This window comes from Blastococcus haudaquaticus (genome assembly GCF_900230285.1).
Classification (GTDB): Bacteria; Actinomycetota; Actinomycetes; order Mycobacteriales; family Geodermatophilaceae; genus Blastococcus_B; species Blastococcus_B haudaquaticus.
On the sequence record NZ_OCNK01000001.1, the window covers coordinates 560,022 to 580,763 of the forward strand.

19 protein-coding genes are annotated in these 20,742 nt (G+C 69.4%); 5 read left to right on the forward strand and 14 right to left on the reverse strand.

All coding sequences use genetic code 11. The features are described from left to right. Nucleotide 1 precedes the first annotated feature (1 nt). The 12 genes from rpsC to rpsL all read right to left on the reverse strand — a co-directional run bounded on the left by rpsC (nucleotide 2) and on the right by rpsL (nucleotide 9,188). On the reverse strand, nucleotides 2–940 hold the full coding sequence (rpsC, locus tag CRP30_RS02735; protein WP_097182409.1) for a 30S ribosomal protein S3: 939 nt from the start codon (nucleotides 938–940) through the stop codon (nucleotides 2–4). Then, a complete protein-coding gene (gene rplV / locus CRP30_RS02740; protein ID WP_097182410.1) occupies nucleotides 940–1,407 on the reverse strand; it encodes a 50S ribosomal protein L22 in 468 nt (155 codons plus the stop codon). The genes rpsC and rplV overlap by 1 nt, the downstream gene beginning before the upstream one ends. A gap of 20 nt (nucleotides 1,408–1,427) precedes the next feature. After that, nucleotides 1,428–1,709, reverse strand: coding sequence for a 30S ribosomal protein S19 (gene rpsS, locus CRP30_RS02745; protein ID WP_029340037.1), 282 nt, complete (start codon nucleotides 1,707–1,709; stop codon nucleotides 1,428–1,430). 21 nt (nucleotides 1,710–1,730) lie between these two features. Beyond that, nucleotides 1,731–2,564, reverse strand: a complete 834-nt coding sequence (gene rplB, locus CRP30_RS02750) for a 50S ribosomal protein L2 (RefSeq protein WP_097182411.1) — start codon at nucleotides 2,562–2,564, stop codon at nucleotides 1,731–1,733. Nucleotides 2,565–2,614: 50 nt separating this feature from the next. Further along, a complete protein-coding gene (gene rplW / locus CRP30_RS02755) occupies nucleotides 2,615–2,917 on the reverse strand; it encodes a 50S ribosomal protein L23 (protein ID WP_097182412.1) in 303 nt (100 codons plus the stop codon). Beyond that, nucleotides 2,914–3,762, reverse strand: coding sequence for a 50S ribosomal protein L4 (rplD, locus tag CRP30_RS02760; protein WP_200814506.1), 849 nt, complete (start codon nucleotides 3,760–3,762; stop codon nucleotides 2,914–2,916). Before rplD ends, rplW begins: the two co-directional genes overlap by 4 nt. Continuing rightward, nucleotides 3,759–4,424, reverse strand: a complete 666-nt coding sequence (gene rplC, locus CRP30_RS02765) for a 50S ribosomal protein L3 (RefSeq protein WP_097182413.1) — start codon at nucleotides 4,422–4,424, stop codon at nucleotides 3,759–3,761. The genes rplD and rplC overlap by 4 nt, the downstream gene beginning before the upstream one ends. A gap of 15 nt (nucleotides 4,425–4,439) precedes the next feature. Next, nucleotides 4,440–4,745: a 30S ribosomal protein S10 gene (gene rpsJ, locus CRP30_RS02770; protein WP_014377994.1), complete on the reverse strand. Its 306-nt coding sequence runs from the start codon at nucleotides 4,743–4,745 to the stop codon at nucleotides 4,440–4,442. Nucleotides 4,746–4,870: 125 nt separating this feature from the next. Then, complete coding sequence (gene tuf, locus CRP30_RS02775) at nucleotides 4,871–6,064, reverse strand: elongation factor Tu (RefSeq protein ID WP_097182414.1); 1,194 nt, start codon at nucleotides 6,062–6,064, stop codon at nucleotides 4,871–4,873. Between the two features lie 101 nt (nucleotides 6,065–6,165). After that, nucleotides 6,166–8,262: an elongation factor G gene (gene fusA / locus CRP30_RS02780; protein WP_097182415.1), complete on the reverse strand. Its 2,097-nt coding sequence runs from the start codon at nucleotides 8,260–8,262 to the stop codon at nucleotides 6,166–6,168. Between the two features lie 81 nt (nucleotides 8,263–8,343). Further along, on the reverse strand, nucleotides 8,344–8,814 hold the full coding sequence (rpsG, locus tag CRP30_RS02785; RefSeq protein ID WP_029340028.1) for a 30S ribosomal protein S7: 471 nt from the start codon (nucleotides 8,812–8,814) through the stop codon (nucleotides 8,344–8,346). Next, nucleotides 8,814–9,188 (reverse strand): 30S ribosomal protein S12, encoded by a 375-nt coding sequence (gene rpsL, locus CRP30_RS02790; RefSeq protein ID WP_026857010.1) that lies wholly within the window; start codon nucleotides 9,186–9,188, stop codon nucleotides 8,814–8,816. Before rpsL ends, rpsG begins: the two co-directional genes overlap by 1 nt. A 645-nt stretch (nucleotides 9,189–9,833) precedes the next feature. Between rpsL and CRP30_RS02795 the strand changes: the two genes are divergently transcribed. From CRP30_RS02795 to CRP30_RS02815, 5 genes are all read left to right on the forward strand, one after another. Then, on the forward strand, nucleotides 9,834–10,790 hold the full coding sequence (locus CRP30_RS02795) for a hypothetical protein (protein WP_097182416.1): 957 nt from the start codon (nucleotides 9,834–9,836) through the stop codon (nucleotides 10,788–10,790). Nucleotides 10,791–10,861: 71 nt separating this feature from the next. Next, nucleotides 10,862–11,077 (forward strand): hypothetical protein, encoded by a 216-nt coding sequence (locus CRP30_RS02800; protein ID WP_097182417.1) that lies wholly within the window; start codon nucleotides 10,862–10,864, stop codon nucleotides 11,075–11,077. 75 nt (nucleotides 11,078–11,152) lie between these two features. Beyond that, nucleotides 11,153–12,193 carry an LLM class F420-dependent oxidoreductase gene (locus CRP30_RS02805; protein ID WP_097182418.1) on the forward strand — a complete coding sequence of 347 codons (1,041 nt, stop codon included), beginning with the start codon at nucleotides 11,153–11,155 and terminating at the stop codon, nucleotides 12,191–12,193. 63 nt (nucleotides 12,194–12,256) lie between these two features. Further along, complete coding sequence (locus CRP30_RS02810; RefSeq protein ID WP_097182419.1) at nucleotides 12,257–12,685, forward strand: hypothetical protein; 429 nt, start codon at nucleotides 12,257–12,259, stop codon at nucleotides 12,683–12,685. Next, a complete protein-coding gene (locus CRP30_RS02815) occupies nucleotides 12,675–12,992 on the forward strand; it encodes a transcriptional regulator (RefSeq protein WP_097182420.1) in 318 nt (105 codons plus the stop codon). Before CRP30_RS02810 ends, CRP30_RS02815 begins: the two co-directional genes overlap by 11 nt. Before the next feature lie 60 nt (nucleotides 12,993–13,052). Here the strand turns inward: CRP30_RS02815 and CRP30_RS02820 are convergent, their stop codons facing one another. Together CRP30_RS02820 and rpoB are read right to left on the reverse strand one after the other, a co-directional pair. After that, the gene (locus tag CRP30_RS02820; protein ID WP_097182421.1) at nucleotides 13,053–16,958 is read right to left on the reverse strand and encodes a DNA-directed RNA polymerase subunit beta'; all 3,906 of its coding nucleotides are present in this window, start codon (nucleotides 16,956–16,958) and stop codon (nucleotides 13,053–13,055) included. A gap of 94 nt (nucleotides 16,959–17,052) precedes the next feature. Next, complete coding sequence (gene rpoB, locus CRP30_RS02825) at nucleotides 17,053–20,481, reverse strand: DNA-directed RNA polymerase subunit beta (protein WP_159961490.1); 3,429 nt, start codon at nucleotides 20,479–20,481, stop codon at nucleotides 17,053–17,055. Nucleotides 20,482–20,742: the final 261 nt, after the last annotated feature.

A 20,742-nucleotide genomic window follows, 5' to 3' on the forward strand; every position in this document is an offset into this window, starting at 1 on the left:
GTCAGCTCCCCTGCTCGTTGGTGGTGGTGTTCTCGGTCGTCTCGGCCGCGGTGGCCTCGGCGGCAGCGGTGGCCTCCGGACCGGCGACCTCGGCGACGGTGGTCTCGGGAGCGACCTCGCCCGAGCTCACCGCGACGGTGCTCTCGGCCGTGTCGGCAACCGGACCGGTCGAGGACTCGACCGCGGCGCGGCCAGCCTCGGTGCCGCCGGCGGTGGTGCCCGACGAACCGGAACGACGCTGCGGGCGCTGGGCGCGCTCACGACGCTGCTGACGGTCGGCCAGGGCCTCCAGGGCCGCGCGCTCGGCGCGGGAGCCGCTGACGTCACCCTTGTAGATCCAGACCTTCACGCCGATGCGGCCGAAGGTCGTGCGGGCCTCGTAGATGCCGTAGTCGATGTTCGCGCGGAGCGTGTGCAGCGGCACCCGTCCCTCGCGGTAGAACTCCGACCGGCTCATCTCCGTGCCACCCAGGCGACCCGAGCACTGCACCCGGATGCCCTTCACCTGCGGGCTGCGCTGGGCCGACTGCATGGCCTTGCGCATGGCACGGCGGAAGCTGACGCGGCTGGAGAGCTGCTCGGCCACGCCCTGGGCGACGAGCTGCGCATCCGACTCGGGGTTCTTGACCTCGAGGATGTTCAGCTGCACCTGCTTGCCGGTGAGCTTCTCGAGCTCACCGCGGATGCGGTCGGCCTCCGCGCCGCGACGGCCGATGACGATGCCCGGCCGGGCGGTGTGGATGTCGACGCGGACCCGGTCACGGGTGCGCTCGATCTCGACCTTGGAGATGCCGGCCCGCTCCATGCCCTTGGACATGAGCTTGCGGATCGCGACGTCTTCCTTGACGTAGTCCTTGTACAGCTTGTCCGCGTACCACCGGGACTTGTAGTCGGTGGTGATCCCGAGTCGGAAACCGTGCGGGTTGACCTTCTGACCCACTAGCGGGTCCCTCCCCTCGTGTTGCTCTTGGACTGCTGGGTCGCCGGGCCGGACATGCCGGTGTCCCGGCGCGCCTTGCGCGACTTCTGCGCGAGGACGTCGCTGGTGGCGACCTCGCTCACCTCGATGGTGATGTGGCTGGTCCGCTTGTTGATGCGGAACGCGCGGCCCTGCGCACGCGGACGGATCCGCTTGAGCGTGGGGCCCTCGTCGACGTAGGCAGCGCTGACCACCAGGTTGGCGGGGTCGAGCTGCAGGTTGTGCTCGGCGTTGGCCACCGCGCTGGCGACGACCTTGGCCACCGGCTCGCTCGCGCTCTGCGGGGCGAAGCGCAGCAGAGCCAGTGCCTCGTCGGTCGGCAGGTAGCGGACCAGGTCCACCACCCGGCGGGCCTTCATGGGGGTGACGCGGACGAAGCGGGCCGTAGCCCGGGCGACCGGCGCCTCCTGTCCCAACTGGGAAGTCATCTGAATCTCTCTCTACCTGGTCAGCCCCGCCGCGAGCGGCGGTCGTCCTTGATGTGCCCACGGAAGGTGCGCGTGGGGGCGAACTCGCCGAGCTTGTGCCCGACCATCGCCTCGGTCACGAACACCGGGACGTGCTTGCGACCGTCGTGCACCGCGAGGGTGTGGCCGAGCATGTCCGGGATGATCGTCGAGCGACGTGACCAGGTACGGATCACGTTCTTGGTGCCCTTCTCGTTCTGCGCGTCCACCTTCTTGAGCAGGTGGTCGTCGACGAACGGGCCCTTCTTCAAGCTGCGTGGCATCTCTGTCGGCTCCTATCCCGCTCAGCGCTTCTTGTTGGCGCGCCGGCGGCGCACGATCAGGGCGTCACTGGCCTTCCGCTTGCGCGTCCGGCCCTCCGGCTTGCCCTTCGGGTTCACCGGGTGGCGTCCACCGGAGGTCTTGCCCTCACCACCACCGTGCGGGTGGTCGACCGGGTTCATGGCGACACCGCGGACGGTCGGGCGCTTGCCCTTCCACCGCATGCGGCCGGCCTTGCCCCAGTTGATGTTCGACTGCTCGGCGTTGCCCACCTCGCCGACGGTCGCGCGGCAGCGCACGTCGACGTTGCGGATCTCGCCCGACGGCATGCGCAGCTGCGCGAAGCGGCCCTCACGGGCCACCAGCTGGACGCTGGCGCCTGCGGCGCGGGCGATCTTCGCGCCGCCACCGGGACGGAGCTCGATGGCGTGAACGACGGTGCCGACGGGGATGTTCCGCAGCGGCAGGTTGTTGCCCGGCTTGATGTCGGCCGACGGGCCGCACTCCACCGTGTCGCCCTGCTTGAGCTTCGCCGGCGCGATGATGTAGCGCTTCTCGCCGTCGGCGAAGTGGAGCAGCGCGATCCGCGACGTGCGGTTCGGGTCGTACTCGATGTGCGCGACCTTGGCGGGTACGCCGTCCTTGTCGGCCCGACGGAAGTCGATGAGCCGGTAGGCGCGCTTGTGACCACCACCCTGGTGACGGGCGGTGACCTTGCCGTGGACGTTGCGTCCACCGCGGCCGTGCAGCGGTCGGACCAGCGACTTCTCGGGATGGTCGCGGGTGACCTCGGCGAAGTCGGCGACGCTGGAGCCGCGGCGGCCCGGCGTCGTCGGCTTGTACTTACGGATAGCCATTGCTGACTCAGTCCCTGTCTATATCTCTGGTCCGTGAGGTCCGGGTGCCGTCAGGCGCCCGGGCCCCCGAAGATCTCGATGCGGTCGCCGGGGGCGACGGAGACGATGGCGCGCTTGGTGTCCTTGCGCTTCCCCATCTGCGTGCCCCGGCTGCGCTTGCGCTTGCCCTGGCGGTTGATCGTGTTCACGCCCGTGACCTTCACGTTGAAGATCTGCTCGACCGCGATCTTGATCTGCGTCTTGTTCGCCTCGGGCAGCACGATGAACGTGTACTGGTTGCCGTCGAGCAGCCCGTAGCTCTTCTCGGAGATGACCGGGGCGAGCAGCACGTCCCGGGGGTCGCGGACGCTCATGCCTTCTCCTCGGAGTTCTCGTCGGCGGCCGGCTTCTCAGCGGCAGCCTTCTTGGCCGGGGCCTTCTTGGCAGCGGCCTTCTTGGCCGGCGCCTCGGACGCCGTGGTCTCGACGGTGCCCTCGCCCTCGGCGGGAGCGACCGACGGGATGCCGGTGACGACCGTGGTGGAGACGTCCGGCAGCTGCTTGCCCTTGGCGGGGCCGGCCACGAACTCGGCCAGCGCCGTCTCGGTGAAGACGACCTCGTCGGCGACCAGCACGTCGTAGGTGTTGAGCTGGCCGGCCTCGATCAGGTGCACCTGCGGCACGTTGCGCAGGCTCACCCAGTTGAGGACGTCGTCCCGGTCGAGCACGATCAGGACCCGCTTCGCCTGGGTCACCGCGTTGAGGGTGGCCAGGGCGGCCTTGGTCTTGGGGGCGTCGCCGTCCACGAAGGCGGAGACCACGTGCACCCGGCCCTCGCGGGCCCGGTCGGAGAGGGCGCCGCGCAGGGCGGCGGCCTTCATCTTCTTCGGGGTCTTCTTGGTGTAGTCACGCGGCTGCGGACCGTGGACGATGCCACCGCCGGTGAACTGCGGCGCGCGGATCGAGCCCTGACGGGCCCGGCCGGTGCCCTTCTGGCGGTAGGGCTTGACGCCACCACCGCTGACCATGGCGCGCGTCTTGGTCGCGTGCGTGCCCTGGCGGGCCGCGGCGAGCTGCGCCACGACGACCTGGTGCATCAGCGAGACGTTCGCACTGGCGTCGAAGAGCTCACCGGGCAGCGTCACGCTGCCGGAGGTCTCCCCCGCCGGAGTGCGGACGTCGACCTGACGGTCGGTGCGCGTGTCGATGGACTGGCTCACTTCTTGTCACTCCCCACGGGGCCGCCCTTGACCGCGGAACGGACGAGGAGCAGGCCACCCTTCGGACCGGGAACGGCACCCTTGATCAGGATGAGCCCGCGCTCCGCGTCGACCTTGTGCACGACCAGCGAGAGCGTGGTCGTCCGGACGTTGCCCATGCGACCGGCCATCTTCAGGCCCTTGAACACGCGGCCCGGGGTGGACGCGCCACCGATGGAACCGGGCGACCGGTGCTTGCGCTGGGTGCCGTGCGACGCGCCGAGGCCCTTGAAGCCGTGACGCTTCATGACGCCGGCGGTGCCCTTGCCCTTGCTGGTGCCGATGACGTCGACCTTGGCCACGCCGTCGAGGACGCCCGCGGTCAGCTCCTGGCCGACCGTGTAGTCGCCGGCGTCCTCGGTGCGCAGTTCCACCAGGTGCCGCCGCGGAGTGACGCCCGCCTTGGTGAAGTGCCCGCCCTCGGGGCGGTTCACCTTGCGCGGGTCGATCTCACCGAAACCGAGCTGGACGGCCGAGTAGCCGTCGACCTCGGGGGTGCGCACCTGGGTCACCACACACGGGCCCGCCTTGACGACGGTCACCGGCACGAGACGGTTGTTCTCGTCGAAAACCTGGGTCATCCCCAGCTTCTCGCCGAGGAGACCGCGAAATGTGCTCGCCATGTCTGCTGACTGCCCTTACTGAATGTTGACGTCGACCGAGGCCGGCAGGTCGATGCGCATGAGCGCGTCCACCGTCTTCGGCGTCGGGTCGAGGATGTCGATGAGCCGCTTGTGCGTGCGCATCTCGAAGTGCTCGAACGAGTCCTTGTACTTGTGCGGCGAACGGATCACCGCGTACACGTTCTTTTCCGTCGGCAGCGGCACCGGGCCGACCACTCGCGCTCCGGTCTTGGTGACCGTCTCCACGATGCGTCGCGCCGAGGCGTCGATGGCCTCGTGGTCGTAGGCCTTCAGCCGGATGCGGATCTTCTGTCCCGCCATCGCTGTCTTCTGCTCCTGCCGATCGGTTGTGAAAGTTCGAGTGGGTCTGCTGACCCGTGGGTCGGGCGGTGGCCCGGCCCGGGTGAGGGGCGGCGGCCGGAGCCCGGCCGCCGCCCGTCGGGGTGTTACTTGTTGATCTTGACGACCCGGCCGGCGCCGACGGTGCGGCCACCCTCACGGATGGCGAACCGGAGGCCCTCCTCCATGGCGATGGGCTGGATCAGCTCCACCGACATCTCGGTGTTGTCGCCGGGCATGACCATCTCGGTGCCCGCGGGCAGCGTGACCACGCCGGTGACGTCCGTCGTCCGGAAGTAGAACTGGGGACGGTAGTTGTTGAAGAACGGCGTGTGACGGCCACCCTCGTCCTTCGAGAGGATGTAGACCGAGCCCTCGAAGTTCGTGTGCGGGGTGATCGAACCGGGCTTCACGACGACCTGGCCGCGCTCGACGTCCTCGCGCTTGATGCCGCGCAGCAGCAGGCCCACGTTGTCGCCGGCCTGACCCTGGTCGAGCAGCTTGCGGAACATCTCGACGCCGGTGACGGTCGTCTTCGTCGAACCCTCGCGGATGCCGACGATCTCGATCTCCTCGGAGACCTTGACGATGCCACGCTCGACGCGGCCGGTGACGACCGTGCCACGACCGGTGATGGTGAAGACGTCCTCGACGGGCATGAGGAACGGCTTGTCGATCTCGCGCTCCGGCTCGGGGATCGCGGTGTCGACGGCGTTCATCAGCTCCATGAGCTTGTCGCCCCACTCGGCGTCGCCCTCGAGGGCCTTCAGCGCGGAGACGCGGACCACGGGGACGTCGTCGCCCGGGAACTCGTACTCGCTGAGCAGCTCGCGGACCTCGAGCTCGACGAGCTCCAGGATCTCCTCGTCGTCCACCATGTCGGCCTTGTTCAGGGCCACCACGATGTAGGGGACGCCGACCTGGCGGGCCAGGAGGACGTGCTCCTTGGTCTGCGGCATCGGGCCGTCGGTCGCCGCCACCACGAGGATGGCGCCATCCATCTGCGCCGCACCCGTGATCATGTTCTTGATGTAGTCGGCGTGACCGGGGCAGTCGACGTGCGCGTAGTGACGGTTCTCCGTCTGGTACTCGACGTGCGCGATCGAGATCGTGATGCCGCGGGCCTTCTCCTCGGGCGCCTTGTCGATCTGGTCGAACGCGGACGCCTCGTTGAGGTTCGGGTACTTGTCGTGCAGGACCTTGGTGATCGCCGCGGTCAGCGTCGTCTTCCCGTGGTCGATGTGCCCGATGGTGCCGATGTTGACGTGCGGCTTGGTCCGCTCGAACTTGGCCTTGGCCACTGGGTTCCTCTCCTCGTGGTTACGCAGGTGGTGCGTGCTCTGGGGTGGGGCGTGCTGGGGTGACGGCGGGACCGCGGTGTGACGGCGGCCCGCCGCCGGTGCTACTCGCCGGTCGCCTTGGCGATGATCTCCTTGGCGACGTTGGCCGGGACCTCGGCGTACGAGTCGAACACCATGGAGTAGCTCGCCCGTCCCTGGGTGCGGCTGCGCAGGTCGCCCACGTAGCCGAACATCTCCGACAGCGGCACCAGGGCCCGGACGATGCGGGCGCCGGAGCGCTCGTCCATCGCCTGGATGGTTCCGCGGCGGGAGTTCAGGTCGCCGATCACGTCGCCCATGTTGTCCTCGGGCGTCGTCACCTCGACGGCCATCAGGGGCTCGAGCAGGGCCGGGCTGGCCTTGCGTGCGGCCTCCTTGAAGGCGATCGACCCAGCGATCTTGAAGGCCATCTCCGAGGAGTCGACCTCGTGGTACGCGCCGTCGAGCAGGATCGCCTTGACGCCGACCATCGGGTAGCCCGCGAGGATGCCGTACTGCATGGCGTCCTGCATGCCCTGGTCGACCGACGGGATGTACTCCCGCGGGATGCGCCCACCGGTGACCTTGTTCTCGAACTCGTAGGTCGGGCCGTCGGCGGCCACCACCAGCGGCTCGAGCGCGATCTGCACCTTCGCGAACTGCCCGGAGCCACCGGTCTGCTTCTTGTGCGTGTAGTCGTACCGCTCGACGGCCTTGCGCAGGGTCTCCCGGTAGGCCACCTGGGGCTTGCCGACGTTCGCCTCGACGTTGAACTCGCGGCGCATGCGGTCGACCAGGATCTCCAGGTGGAGCTCGCCCATGCCGGAGATGACCGTCTGGCCCGTCTCCTCGTCCAGCTTGACCTGGAAGGTCGGGTCCTCCTCGGCCAGCTTCTGGATGGCCGTGCCCAGCTTCTCCTGGTCGCTCTTGGTCTTCGGCTCGATGGCCACCGAGATGACCGGGGCCGGGAAGGTCATCGACTCGAGGATCACCGGCTTCTGCGGGTCGCAGAGCGTGTCACCCGTCGTCGTCTGCTTCATGCCGTTGACGGCCACGATCTCGCCGGCGCCCACGCCCGCACGCTCTTCGCGCTTGTTGGCGTGCATCTGGTAGATCTTGCCGACCCGCTCCTTGCGGTCCTTGGTGCTGTTCAGCACCGGCGAACCGGCCTCGAGCTTGCCCGAGTACACGCGGATGTAGGTCAGCTTGCCGAGGTGCTGGTCGGTCTGGATCTTGAAGGCCAGCGCGGAGAACGGCTCGGTCTCGTCGGCGTGCCGCAGGACCTCGGTCTCACCGTCGAGCGCGGTGCCGACGATCGCCTCGATGTCCAGCGGGCTGGGCAGGTAGTCGGTGACCGCGTCGAGCATGGGCTGCACGCCCTTGTTCTTGAACGCGGACCCGGTCACGACCGGGTTCACCTCGCCGGCGATGGTCGCCTTGCGGATGGCCGCCTTGAGCCGGTCCACGGCGATCTCCTCGCCGCCGAGGTAGTCCTCCATCAGCGAGTCGTCGAAGTCCGCGATGTTCTCGAGGAGCTTCTCGCGGTACTCCGCCGCCTGGTCGGCCAGCTCGGCCGGGATGTCCTCGACCGCGTAGTCCTCACCGAGCTTGGTCTCGCCGCGCCAGGTGAGGGCCTTCATCTGGACCAGGTCGACGACGCCGATGAAGTCGCCCTCGGCACCGATCGGGATCTGCAGCACCAGCGGGTTGGCCCCGAGGCGCTCGACCATCATCTCGACGCAGCGGAAGAAGTTCGCACCGGTGCGGTCGAGCTTGTTGACGAAGCACATGCGCGGGACGCCGTACTTCTCGGCCTGGCGCCACACCTGCTCGGTCTGCGGCTCGACGCCGGCGACACCGTCGTAGACGGCGACGGCACCGTCGAGCACCCGCAGCGACCGCTCCACCTCGACGGTGAAGTCGACGTGCCCGGGGGTGTCGATGATGTTGATGTCGAAGCCGTTCCAGACGCACTTCGTCGCGGCCGACGTGATGGTGATGCCGCGCTCCTGCTCCTGCTCCATCCAGTCCATCGTGGCCGCGCCGTCGTGGACCTCACCGATCTTGTAGTTGATACCGGTGTAGAAGAGGATGCGCTCAGTCGTCGTGGTCTTGCCGGCGTCGATGTGCGCCATGATCCCGATGTTGCGGGTCTTGGCGAGCTGGGCCCCTGTGGCCATTCTCCTGCTCCTCTTCGTTCGGGTCCGCGTGCGGAATTCCGGGGATCGCCCGGTCGTCCCGCGGGCGGCGGGCGCTGGTGGTTACCAGCGGTAGTGCGCGAAGGCCTTGTTCGACTCGGCCATCTTGTGCGTGTCCTCGCGGCGCTTCACAGCGGCACCGAGGCCGTTGCTGGCGTCGAGCAGCTCGTTCATCAGGCGCTCGGTCATCGTCTTCTCGCGACGGGCCCGGCTGTACTGGATGAGCCAGCGCAGTCCGAGCGTGGTGCTCCGCGAGGGACGCACCTCGACCGGGACCTGGTAGGTCGCGCCACCGACACGGCGGCTGCGGACCTCGAGGGACGGCTTCACGTTGTCCAGCGCGCGCTTGAGCGTGACGACCGGGTCGGTGTCGCTCTTGGCGCGGGCGCCCTCGAGCGCGCCGTAGACGATCGCCTCGGCGATCGAACGCTTGCCGTCGACCAGCACCTTGTTCACCAGCTGGGTGACCAGCTGGGACTGGTAGACCGGGTCCACGACGAGCGGACGCTTCGGGGCGGGGCCCTTGCGCGGCATTAGCTCTTCTCCTTCTTCGCGCCGTAGCGGCTGCGGGCCTGCTTGCGGCCCCGGACACCCTGGGTGTCGAGCGAGCCACGGATGATCTTGTAGCGCACGCCCGGGAGGTCCTTCACCCGGCCACCGCGCACGAGCACCATCGAGTGCTCCTGCAGGTTGTGGCCGACGCCCGGGATGTAGGCGGTCACCTCGATGCCACTGGTGAGGCGGACGCGAGCGACCTTGCGCAGCGCCGAGTTCGGCTTCTTCGGCGTCGTCGTGTAGACGCGCGTGCAGACTCCGCGGCGCTGGGGCGAACCCTTCAGCGCCGGAGTCTTGGTCTTCTCGACCTTGTCCTCGCGGCCCTTGCGGACCAGCTGGTTGATCGTGGGCATGGGTGGCCTGGATCTCCTACCTGCGCTGGGTGGTGCTCTCTGGTTCCTGCTGACGACGTGGCGTGCTGTGGTGCCGTGGTGCTAGGTGCTGGTGCTCCGGTACCCGGTGCCGTCCTGCTCGGACTTCCCCATTCTGGCCACCAGCCACCCTCCGGCCCACGCGGTCGGGCGTGTCGCCCTTCCCGGGACCGGCCGATGGATGTCGGACCAGAATCGGTCGCCCCTCGCGACTCGGCGCCGCCACCTTCCGCACCACCAGGTCGTGCAGTGGTCCGAAGGTGGTCCCCGGCGACCGGCGAGACATCAGCCTCTGGTCGCCCAGGCGCACCGCGAACGGGAGCAGGCCCAGGGCACCCTGGGCACAGCAGACCACGATACCCGTGCCTCGGAGACCGGTCAAAGCCGGGTCCCTCACACACGCAGCCGTGGCCGGGCATCGTCCACCGGGGTGGACGACGTCCGGGGGGACGACGCCGCGGCCGGTTCTCTTCCCGGCCACCGTGCGCTCCCCGGGACGTCTCCCGGCGACGGCGCGGACGTTACCCCGACTGCGCGCCGTCGGGGAGTAGGCCGCGCGGCGGACGGGAACGTCGTACCGGGGGCCTAGCGTCCGCGATCCCCCACTCCCCTGCCCCTGGAGGACCGTTGGACCCCGATGCCGCCCGCGAGCTCAAGGCCCGCATCCTCGAACGCCTGCCGTCGGCGGTCGAGGCCAGTGCGCTGCCCGGCGAGCGCGACGCTCCCTGGCCATGGGTGGCCGTCGGGCTGAGCCCGACCGGTGACGGCGCCCGCGTCGCGGTGCGGTTGCAGCGCGACGGCGACCGCGCCCTGCTGCCCGACCTCGGGCGGGCGGCCGCTGCGCAGCTCGACGTCCGGGTCATCGGCCCGGTCCGTCCGCTCAGCTCCCCCGGCGCCCTGCAGCGCCGGGTGCGGCCACTGCGCCCCGGGCTGTCGGTAGCCCACGGGTCGGTCTCAGCCGGCACGCTGGGCGGGTTCGTCCGCACCGCCTCGGGGCTGGCCGTCCTGTCCAACAACCACGTGCTCGCCGCCAGCAACGCCGCGATCGTCGGGGACGCCGTGCTGCAGCCCGGCCCGGCCGACGGCGGCACCCCGGCCGACCGCGTGGCGACGCTGGCCGGCTTCGAGCCCATGGTGGCGGGACGGGCGAACCTCGTCGACGCCGCGGTGGCGACGCTGGACGAGGGCATCGACGCGGATCCGGGCGACGTGCCCGGGGGCCCGCTGGGCGGCACGGTGCCCGACGGCCTCGACGTCGACCCGGACGAGGTGGTGGAGAAGATCGGCCGGACGACCGGGCACACCAGCGGGCGGATCACTGCGGTCGAGGTGGACGGGGTCGCGGTGCAGTACGACGAGGCCGTGTACCGCTTCGACGACCAGATCGAGATCGAGGGCGCCGCCGGCGGGTTCAGCGCCGGGGGCGACAGCGGCTCGGTGATCTGGCGCAGCCGGGACCGCGCACCCGTCGCTCTCCTCTTCGCCGGCAGCGAGACGGGCGGCGCGTCGGGTACCGGTGTCACGTTCGCCAACCCGCTCGCGACGGTCCTCGCGACCCTCGATGCGGAGTGGTTCGCGGGGTAGCAGCAGCGTCCGGGCGACGCACGGTGCCCTGGAAGATGCCCAGGACGCCGTCGGCGGGGCACCATGGGGGCATGACCGACAGGGCCGCCGCACGTGCCGCGAAGTCGACCCTGGCCGAACGCCTGTCCGGCGAGCCCGGCGTCGTGGGGATCGGCCTGGCCCGTCGCGCGAGCGGCTACGTGCTCAAGGTGAACCTGGCCGACGCCACCGCAGCGCCCCGCGTGCCCGGGAACGTCGACGGCGTCCGCGTGGTCACCGAGGTCATCGGGGTCGTACGCCCGCTCTGACGGCCCCGTGCAGGGGCCCGCCGCGAGCTTGCGAGCGGTGGGGGGCACGGGGTCCTTCTTCGGTAACCTGCGCGAATGCGCATCGGCATCCAGGCGAGCTACAGCGGCGGTTTCCAGGAGACGGCGGCCGAGATCCGCGACCTCGAGTCCGCGGGTCTCGACATCGCGGCGGTGGCGGAGGTCTACACGTTCGACGCGGTGAGCCAGCTCGGCTACCTCGCCGCCGTGACCGAGCGGGTGGAGCTGCTCAGCGCCATCTTCCCGATCTACAGCCGCACGCCGGCCCTCACCGCCATGACGGCCGCCGGCTTGGACTTCGTCTCCGGCGGCCGGTTCACCCTCGGCCTCGGTGCCTCCGGGCCGCAGGTCATCGAGGGCTGGCACGGCGTCCCGTACGACGCGCCCCTGCAGCGCACCCGCGAGGTCGTGGAGATCTGCCGCCAGGTGTGGCGCCGGGAGCGCCTGGACCACCAGGGCAAGAAGTACACGGTGCCCTTGCCGGCCGATCAGGGCACCGGGCTCGGCAAGCCGCTCAAGCTGATCAACACGCCGGTCCGTGAGCAGATCCCCGTCATGCTGGCCGCCCTGGGCCCGAAGAACGTCGAGCTGGCCGCCGAGATCGCCGACGCCTGGGAGCCGATCTTCTTCGTGCCGGAGAAGGCGTCGTCGGTCTGGGGCGATGCGCTCGCCGCCGGGAAGGCGAAGCGCGACCCGGCGCTCGGCGAGCTGCAGGTCATCACAGGGGTGCCCGTGGCGATCGGCGACGACGTCGAGTCGCTCCTGGAGTTCGTCCGCCCGGCCCTGGCGCTCTACATCGGCGGGATGGGTGCCCGCGGGAAGAACTTCTACAACGACCTCGCCGTGCGCTACGGGTACGAGGCGGAGGCGAAGACCATCCAGGACCTCTACCTCGACGGGAAGAAGGACGAGGCCGCGGCCGCGGTCCCGCTCGAGCTGGTCAAGGCGTCGTCGCTGATCGGCCCGGAGTCCTACGTCGCCGAGCGGATCGCCGCCTTCGGGGAGGCCGGCGTCACCACGCTGATGCTGCAGCCGCTCGACGGCAGCCGCGAGGCTCGCCTGAGGACCGTCGAGACCATGAAGCGCCTCGCCGGCTGACCCGGCGGGGCCTCCTCCCGCCGAGTGTTGCCATGCAGGAAACAATCCCCTACTGTTTCCTGCATGGAAACCCCGTCACCGCAGGACGCTCGCGCGACCCTCGACCAGCTGTCCGCCGACGAGGACGCCGTCCGCTACCCGCCGCTCCCCCGCTGGTTCTTCGCGGCCCAGGCGGTCCTGACGGCCTGCCTGTGCCTGGCCCAGCTCCTGCCGCGGTCCGACGCCCGCAACGCGATGTTCGCCCTGGCCGTGGCCGCAGTCGTCCTGGGCGCCAGGTACTGGCTCTTCCGCGACCAGGTCTCCGGCGTGTGGCCGTCCCTCCGCGACACGCTCCCGTTCCTCGCCGGAATCCTCGGGACCGCCGTCGCCTGCCTGGTGATCGAGGAGACGACCGGCGCGTGGTGGTGCTGGATCATCGGCGCCGTCGTGGTCGCCGGGATCGTGCTGGGCACCGGCCGTCGCTACCGGAAGACCTACGGCGATGCCGCCTGAGGCCGCACCCGCCGACGTACCGGCGTTCGACGAGGTGATCCACGCGCCGCAGCGGCTGCGGATCTGCGCCGCGCTCAGCGCCGCCCAGAAGGTCGAGTTCGGCTTCCTGCAGGACCGCCTGGGGCTGTCCAAGTCCGCGCTGAGCAAGCACCTGTCCCACCTGTCCGACGCCGGTTACGTCAGCCAGGACCGGGCGGTGCGCGACTCCCGCAGCCGGCTGTGGCTGTCCCTCACGCCTGCGGGCACCCGCGCCTACGCAGCGCACGTCCGGGCCCTGCGGCAGATCGTGGGAGAAGCCGGCAGCTGACGCGCGAAAGGGCCCCGCAGGCGTTGTCGCCTGCGGGGCCCTTTCGTCACTTACCGGGGATCAGCCCCGCCAGTCGTACTCCTCGAGGCGCACGGCCTCGCCGGAGCCCTGACCGAAGACGTCCGGGCTGTAGTACTGCCCGTCGTCGTAACCGGCCATCGTGTAGACGGCGGCACGCGCCTCCTCGGTCGGCTCGACCGTGATGTTCCGGTAGCGGCTGATACCCGTACCCGCCGGGATCAGCTTTCCGATGATCACGTTCTCCTTGAGCCCGAGCAGGCTGTCGCTCTTGCCCTGGATCGCCGCGTCGGTGAGCACCTTGGTCGTCTCCTGGAAGGAGGCGGCCGACAGCCACGACTCGGTCGCGAGCGAGGCCTTCGTGATGCCCATGAGGACCGGACGGGCCGAGGCCGGCTCGCCGCCCTCGGCGACGACGCGGCGGTTCTCGGTCTCGAACAGCGTCCGCTCGACCAGCGCACCGGGCAGGAACTCCGTCGCGCCCGAGTCGATGATGGTCACCCGCTTCAGCATCTGGCGGATGATCACCTCGATGTGCTTGTCGTGGATCGACACGCCCTGGCTGCGGTAGACCTCCTGGACCTCGCGGACGAGGTGCAACTGCACCTCGCGCGGGCCCATGATCCGCAGCACCTCGTGCGGGTCCACCGCACCCTCGGTCAGCTGCTCGCCGACCTCGACGTGGGCGCCGTCCTCGACCCGCAGCCGCGAACGACGCGACAGCTTGTCGTAGACGACCTCGTCGGAGCCGTCGTCCGGGGTGATGGTGAGCTTCCGGAACTGCTCGCCGTCCTCGATGCGGACGGAGCCGGCCAGCTCCGCGATCGGCGCCTTGCCCTTGGGGACACGGGCCTCGAAGAGCTCCACCACACGCGGCAGGCCGTGGGTGATGTCCTCACCCGCGACACCACCGGTGTGGAAGGTGCGCATCGTCAGCTGGGTGCCGGGCTCGCCGATCGACTGGGCGGCGATGATGCCGACCGCCTCGCCGACGTCCACCAGCTTGCCGGTCGCGAGCGACCGGCCGTAGCAGGTGGCGCAGGTGCCGAGCAGCGACTCGCAGGTGAGCACGCAGCGCACCTTGACCTCGGCCACCTGGGCGTCGATCAGCGTCTGGATGAGGACGTCACCCAGGTCGCTGTTCGCCTGGGCGATGACCGTCCCGTCCTCGGCCACCACGTCGGCGGCCAGGGCGCGGGCGTAGACGCTGGTCTCCACGTGGGCGTCACGGGTGACCGAGCCGTCCACGACGGTGCCGATCGGCATGATGACGCCGCGGTCGGTGCCGCAATCCTCCTCGCGGATGATGACGTCCTGCGAGACGTCGACCAGCCGTCGGGTGAGGTACCCGGAGTCCGCGGTGCGGAGCGCCGTGTCGGCCAGACCCTTGCGCGCACCGTGCGTGGAGATGAAGTACTCCAGCACGGACAGACCCTCCCGGAAGTTGGCCTTGATCGGCCGCGGGATGATCTCGCCCTTCGGGTTGGCGACCAGACCGCGCATACCGGCGATCTGGCTGATCTGCATCATGTTGCCTCGGGCGCCCGAGTTGACCATGACCCAGACCGGGTTGGTGGTCGGGAAGTTGTCCACCATCGCCTGGCTGACCTCGGCCCGCGCGCGGGTCCAGATCTCGATGAGCTCCCCACGACGCTCGGTGTCGGTGATGACACCGCGCTCGTACTGGCGCTCGATCTTGGCGGCCTCGTCCTCGTGCCGGTCCAGGATCGCCTGCTTCGACGGCGGCGTGACGACGTCGTCGATGGCGATCGTGATGCCGGCCCGGGTGGCCCAGTGGAACCCGGCGGACTTCAGCGCGTCCAGCGTCGCCGCGACCTGGACCTTGGGGTAGCGCTCGGCGAGGTCGTTGACGATCGCCCCGAGCTCCTTCTTCGGCACCTGGTAGTTGACGAAGCGGTAGTCCTCGGGCAGGGCCTCGTTGAAGAGGACCCGGCCCAGGCTGGTGACGACGGTCGCGGGGGTACCCGGCGTCCAGTCCTCCGGCTGCTCCCACGCCTCGTTGACCGAGCCGTTGTCGACGCCGAAGACCTCGTCGAGGCGGATCTTCGCCCGCTCCTGCAGACCCAGCGAACCCTTGTCGTAGGCCATGATCGCCTCGGCCGTGGACGAGAACGAGTGCGGCTGACCGCCGTCGGCCTCGGCCGGCGACGCGACCAGGGTCGTCAGGTGGTACAGGCCCAGCACCATGTCCTGGGTCGGCGCGGTGATCGGACGACCGTCGGCCGGGCTCAGGATGTTGTTGCTGGACAGCATCAGGATCCGGGCCTCGGCCTGCGCCTCGGCCGACAGCGGCAGGTGCACCGCCATCTGGTCACCGTCGAAGTCCGCGTTGAACGCGGTGCAGACGAGCGGGTGGATCTGGATGGCCTTGCCCTCGACCAGCTGGGGCTCGAAGGCCTGGATGCCCAGGCGGTGCAGCGTCGGCGCGCGGTTCAGCAGCACCGGGTGCTCGGTGATGACCTCTTCCAGCACGTCCCACACGACCGGGCGCGCACGCTCGACCATCCGCTTGGCGGACTTGATGTTCTGGGCGTGGTTGAGGTCGACGAGCCGCTTCATGACGAAGGGCTTGAAGAGCTCCAGCGCCATCTGCTTGGGCAGACCGCACTGGTGCAGCTTCAGCTGCGGGCCGACGACGATGACCGAACGGCCGGAGTAGTCGACGCGCTTGCCCAGCAGGTTCTGGCGGAACCGGCCCTGCTTGCCCTTGAGCAGGTCGCTCAGGGACTTCAGGGGACGGTTGCCCGGGCCGGTGACCGGACGGCCGCGGCGGCCGTTGTCGAACAGCGCGTCCACGGACTCCTGGAGCATCCGCTTCTCGTTGTTCACGATGATCTCGGGGGCACCGAGGTCGAGCAGACGCTTCAGCCGGTTGTTGCGGTTGATCACGCGGCGGTACAGGTCGTTCATGTCGCTGGTGGCGAAGCGGCCACCGTCGAGCTGCACCATCGGGCGCAGGTCCGGCGGGATGACCGGGACGCAGTCCAGCACCATGCCCATGGGCGAGTTGCGGGTCTGCTGGAACGCGGCGACGACCTTGAGCCGCTTGAGGGCCCGCAGCTTGCGCTGGCCCTTGCCGCTGCGGATCGTCTCGCGCAGCGAGACGGCCTCGGCGTCGAGGTCGAAGTCGGCGAGCAGCTTCTGCAGCGCCGCGGCACCCATGCCGCCCTCGAAGTACTCCCCGAAGCGGTCGCGCAGCTCGCGGTAGAGGCCCTCGTCGGCGATGAGCTGCTTGACCTCCAGCTTGCGGAAGGTGTCGAGCACCTCCTCGAGGCGGTCGATCTCCCGCTGTGCGCGGTCGCGCAGCTGGCGCATCTCGCGCTCGCCGCCCTCGCGCACCTTGCGGCGGACGTCGGACTTGGCGCCCTCCGCCTCGAGCTCGGCCAGGTCGGCCTCGAGCTTCTGCTGGCGCGCCTCGACGGTGGCGTCGCGGGCGTCCTCGAGGTTGTGCTTCTCGGCGCTGATCTCCGCCTCGATGGTCGGGAGGTCGCGGTGCCGCGCCTCGCCGTCCACCGTGGTGATCAGGTAGGCCGCGAAGTAGATGATCTTCTCGAGGTCCTTGGGCGCCAGGTCGAGCAGGTAGCCCAGACGCGACGGCACGCCCTTGAAGAACCAGATGTGGGTGACCGGAGCGGCCAGCTCGATGTGGCCCATCCGCTCACGCCGGACCTTGGCCCGGGTCACCTCGACGCCGCAGCGCTCGCAGATGATGCCCTTGAACCGGACGCGCTTGTACTTGCCGCAGTAGCACTCCCAGTCCCGGGTGGGACCGAAGATCTTCTCGCAGAAGAGGCCATCCTTCTCCGGACGCAGGGTCCGGTAGTTGATGGTCTCGGGCTTCTTCACCTCACCGTGCGACCACTGGCGGATGTCGTCGCCGGTGGCCAGGCCGATGCGCAACTCATCGAAGAAGTTGACGTCGAGCAACGTGATGACCCCTTTCCGGGGCTAGTTCTTCGCTTCTATGTCAAGTGGTTGGGTGCCGGCCGGCCCCGCATGCTCAGGGCCGGCCGGCAGCCGATCAGACGTCCTCGACGCTGGAGGGCTCGCGGCGGCTGAGGTCGATGCCCAGCTCCTCCGCGGCCCGGAAGACCTCGTCGTCGGTGTCGCGCAGCTCGATCGCCTGGCCGTCGCCGGAGAGGACCTCCACGTTCAGGCAGAGCGACTGGAGCTCCTTGAGCAACACCTTGAAGGACTCCGGGATGCCCGGCTCCGGGATGTTCTCGCCCTTGACGATGGCCTCGTAGACCTTGACGCGGCCGAGGATGTCGTCGGACTTGATGGTGAGCAGCTCCTGCAGCGCGTAGGCCGCGCCGTAGGCCTGCATCGCCCAGCACTCCATCTCGCCGAAGCGCTGACCACCGAACTGCGCCTTACCACCCAGCGGCTGCTGCGTGATCATCGAGTACGGGCCGGTCGAGCGGGCGTGGATCTTGTCGTCGACCAGGTGCAGCAGCTTCAGGATGTAGACGTAGCCCACCGAGATCGGCTCGGGGAAGGGCTCCCCGGACCGGCCGTCGAACAGCCGGGCCTTGCCGGTCTCCTTGACCATCCGGTCGCCGTCGCGGTTCGGGATCGTCGAGCCGAGGAGACCGACGATCTCGTCCTCCTTGGCGCCGTCGAACACCGGGGTCGCGGTCCGGGTGCCCGGGGCCGCGGACTTCGCCTTCTCGGGCAGGTTCTTCGCCCAGTCCGGGGTGCCCTCGACCTGCCAGCCCTGCTTGGCGACCCACCCGAGGTGGGTCTCCAGGACCTGGCCGACGTTCATGCGGCCGGGGACGCCGAGCGGGTTCAGGACGATGTCGACCGGGGTGCCGTCCTCGAGGAACGGCATGTCCTCCTGCGGGAGGATCTTCGAGATGACGCCCTTGTTGCCGTGGCGTCCGGCGAGCTTGTCGCCGTCGGAGATCTTGCGCATCTGGGCGACGTAGACCCGGATCAGCTCGTTGACGCCGGCGGGCAGCTCGTCGCCGTCCTCGCGCGAGAACACGCGGACGCCGATGACCTTGCCGGACTCACCGTGCTTGACCTTGAGCGACGTGTCGCGGACCTCGCGCGCCTTCTCACCGAAGATCGCGCGGAGCAGCCGCTCCTCGGGGGTCAGCTCGGTCTCGCCCTTGGGCGTGACCTTGCCGACGAGGATGTCGCCGGGGACGACCTCGGCACCGATGCGGATGATGCCGCGCTCGTCGAGGTCGGCGAGGACCTCCTCGGAGACGTTCGGGATGTCCCGGGTGATCTCCTCGGCACCGAGCTTGGTGTCGCGGGCGTCGACCTCGAACTCCTCGATGTGGATGGAGGACAGGACGTCGTCCTGCACGAGGCGCTGCGACAGGATGATCGCGTCCTCGTAGTTGTGGCCCTCCCACGGCATGAAGGCGACGAGCAGGTTCTTGCCCAGCGCCATCTCGCCCTCGTCGGTGCACGGCCCGTCGGCGATGACCTGGCCGACCTCGACCCGCTGACCCTCGTCGACGACGGGGGTCTGGTTGATCGAGGTGCCCTGGTTCGAGCGGCGGAACTTCAGCAGCCGGTAGGTCTGCCGGGTCCCGTCGTCGGCCATGACGGTGACGTAGTCGGCGGTGGAGTCCTCGACCACACCGGCCTTCTCCGCCACGACCACGTCACCGGCGTCGACGGCGGCACGCAGCTCCATGCCGGTGCCGACCAGCGGGGCCTCGCTGCGCAGCAGCGGCACCGCCTGACGCTGCATGTTGGCGCCCATGAGCGCGCGGTTGGCGTCGTCGTGCTCGAGGAACGGGATCATCGCGGTCGCGACCGAGGTCATCTGCCGCGGCGACACGTCCATGTAGTCGACGTTCTCCGGGGCGACGTAGTCGACCTCGCCACCCTTGGTGCGGACCAGGACGCGGTCCTCGGTGAGCCGGTTGCCGTCGAGGACGGAGTTCGCCTGGGCGACGACGAAGCGGTCCTCCTCGTCGGCGGTCAGGTAGTCGATCTGGTCGGTGACGGTGCCGTTCTCGACCTTGCGGTACGGGGTCTCGATGAACCCGAACGCGTTGACCCGGCCGAAGGAGGACAGCGAGCCGATCAGGCCGATGTTCGGGCCTTCCGGGGTCTCGATCGGGCACATCCGGCCGTAGTGGCTCGGGTGCACGTCGCGGACCTCCATGCCGGCGCGCTCACGCGACAGACCGCCCGGACCCAGCGCCGACAGGCGGCGCTTGTGGGTCAGACCCGCGAGCGGGTTGGTCTGGTCCATGAACTGCGACAGCTGGCTGGTGCCGAAGAACTCCTTGATGGAGGCGACGACCGGCCGGATGTTGATCAGGGTCTGCGGCGTGATCGCCTCGACGTCCTGGGTCGTCATCCGCTCGCGGACCACGCGCTCCATGCGGGAGAGGCCGACCCGGATCTGGTTCTGGATCAGCTCGCCGACGGTGCGCAGGCGACGGTTGCCGAAGTGGTCGATGTCGTCGACACCGTGCTCGGGCTCGCCGGCGTGGAGACGCACGACGTACTCGATGGTGGCGACGATGTCGTCCTCGGTCAGGGTGCTCGTGCCCTGCGGCACGGAGACGCCGAGCTTCTTGTTCACCTTGTAGCGGCCGACCTTCGCGAGGTCGTAGCGCTTCGGGTTGAAGAAGAGGTTCTCCAGCAGGGCCTGCGCCGACTCGCGCGTCGGCGGCTCGCCCGGACGGAGCTTGCGGTAGATGTCCAGCAGCGCCTCGTCCTGCCCGGCGATGTGGTCCTTCTCCAGCGTGGCCAGGACCGTGGGCGACCACTGGAAGTGCTCGCGGATGCGGTCCTCGCCCCAGCCGAGCGCCTTGAGCAGCACGGTGACGGGCTGACGGCGCTTGCGGTCGATGCGGACGCCGACGGTGTCCCGCTTGTCGACGTCGAACTCCAGCCACGCACCGCGGCTGGGGATGACCTTGGCGCTGAAGACGTCCTTGTCCGACGTCTTGTCCAGCGTCTTGTCGAAGTAGACGCCGGGGCTGCGGACGAGCTGGGAGACGACGACGCGCTCGGTCCCGTTGATGACGAAGGTGCCCTTGTTCGTCATGATCGGGAAGTCGCCCATGAACACCGTCTGGCTCTTGATCTCGCCGGTGGTGTTGTTCATGAACTCGGCCGTGACGAACAGCGGCGCCGCGTAGGTCATGTCCTTGTCCTTGCACTCCTCGAGGGACGCCTTGACGTCCTCGAAGCGCGGGTTGGAGAAGGACAGCGACATCGAGCCGCTGAAGTCCTCGATCGGGGAGATCTCCTCGAGGATCTCGGCGAGACCGCCGACGGCGCCGGCCTGCTCCTCGGCGGCGAGGGTGGCCCGCCACTCCGGGCTGCCGATGAGCCAGTCGAAGGACGCGGTCTGCAGGGCGAGCAGGTCCGGGACCTCGAGGGGCTCGTTGATCTTCGCGAAGGAGACGCGCAGCGGCGCGCCGGGGATCTTCTGCTGGTCGGCCTCTCCGGTGCGGGGGCCGTTCACAATGTTCTCTTCGGTGGTGCTGGTGGGCGTGCTGGTGGGGCGAGAGCCTGCCAAGATGCGTCCTTCCAAGGACCTCACGACGTGCGGGCGGGACTGTGCGGGGTCGTCGTCGGTAATGGCGGAGCTGACCGTCTGGCCGGGCCCGGACCGTTGGCCGACCACGGATGACCGGGACCTGCTCCCGGGCACCCCTGGTGACCCGTCTCGGCGGGGAAGCAGTCAGAGGGCAGCGCAACAGGTGACCCTACCCCTGCTCGAGCG

Excerpts from the sequence above, each read along its gene's own strand:
- fusA (WP_097182415.1), bottom strand. The coding sequence starts at position 8,262 with ATGGCCACAGGGGCCCAGCTCGCCAAGACCCGCAACATCGGGATCATG.
- rplW (WP_097182412.1), bottom strand. The coding sequence starts at position 2,917 with ATGAGCGTCCGCGACCCCCGGGACGTGCTGCTCGCCCCGGTCATCTCC.
- CRP30_RS02810 (WP_097182419.1), top strand. The coding sequence starts at position 12,257 with ATGGAAACCCCGTCACCGCAGGACGCTCGCGCGACCCTCGACCAGCTG.
- rplC (WP_097182413.1), bottom strand. The coding sequence starts at position 4,424 with ATGGCGAGCACATTTCGCGGTCTCCTCGGCGAGAAGCTGGGGATGACC.
- rpsS (WP_029340037.1), bottom strand. The coding sequence starts at position 1,709 with ATGCCACGCAGCTTGAAGAAGGGCCCGTTCGTCGACGACCACCTGCTC.
- rplV (WP_097182410.1), bottom strand. The coding sequence starts at position 1,407 with ATGACTTCCCAGTTGGGACAGGAGGCGCCGGTCGCCCGGGCTACGGCC.
- CRP30_RS02815 (WP_097182420.1), top strand. The coding sequence starts at position 12,675 with ATGCCGCCTGAGGCCGCACCCGCCGACGTACCGGCGTTCGACGAGGTG.
- rplB (WP_097182411.1), bottom strand. The coding sequence starts at position 2,564 with ATGGCTATCCGTAAGTACAAGCCGACGACGCCGGGCCGCCGCGGCTCC.
- rpsL (WP_026857010.1), bottom strand. The coding sequence starts at position 9,188 with ATGCCCACGATCAACCAGCTGGTCCGCAAGGGCCGCGAGGACAAGGTC.
- rpsJ (WP_014377994.1), bottom strand. The coding sequence starts at position 4,745 with ATGGCGGGACAGAAGATCCGCATCCGGCTGAAGGCCTACGACCACGAG.
- rpsG (WP_029340028.1), bottom strand. The coding sequence starts at position 8,814 with ATGCCGCGCAAGGGCCCCGCCCCGAAGCGTCCGCTCGTCGTGGACCCG.
- CRP30_RS02805 (WP_097182418.1), top strand. The coding sequence starts at position 11,153 with ATGCGCATCGGCATCCAGGCGAGCTACAGCGGCGGTTTCCAGGAGACG.
- CRP30_RS02800 (WP_097182417.1), top strand. The coding sequence starts at position 10,862 with ATGACCGACAGGGCCGCCGCACGTGCCGCGAAGTCGACCCTGGCCGAA.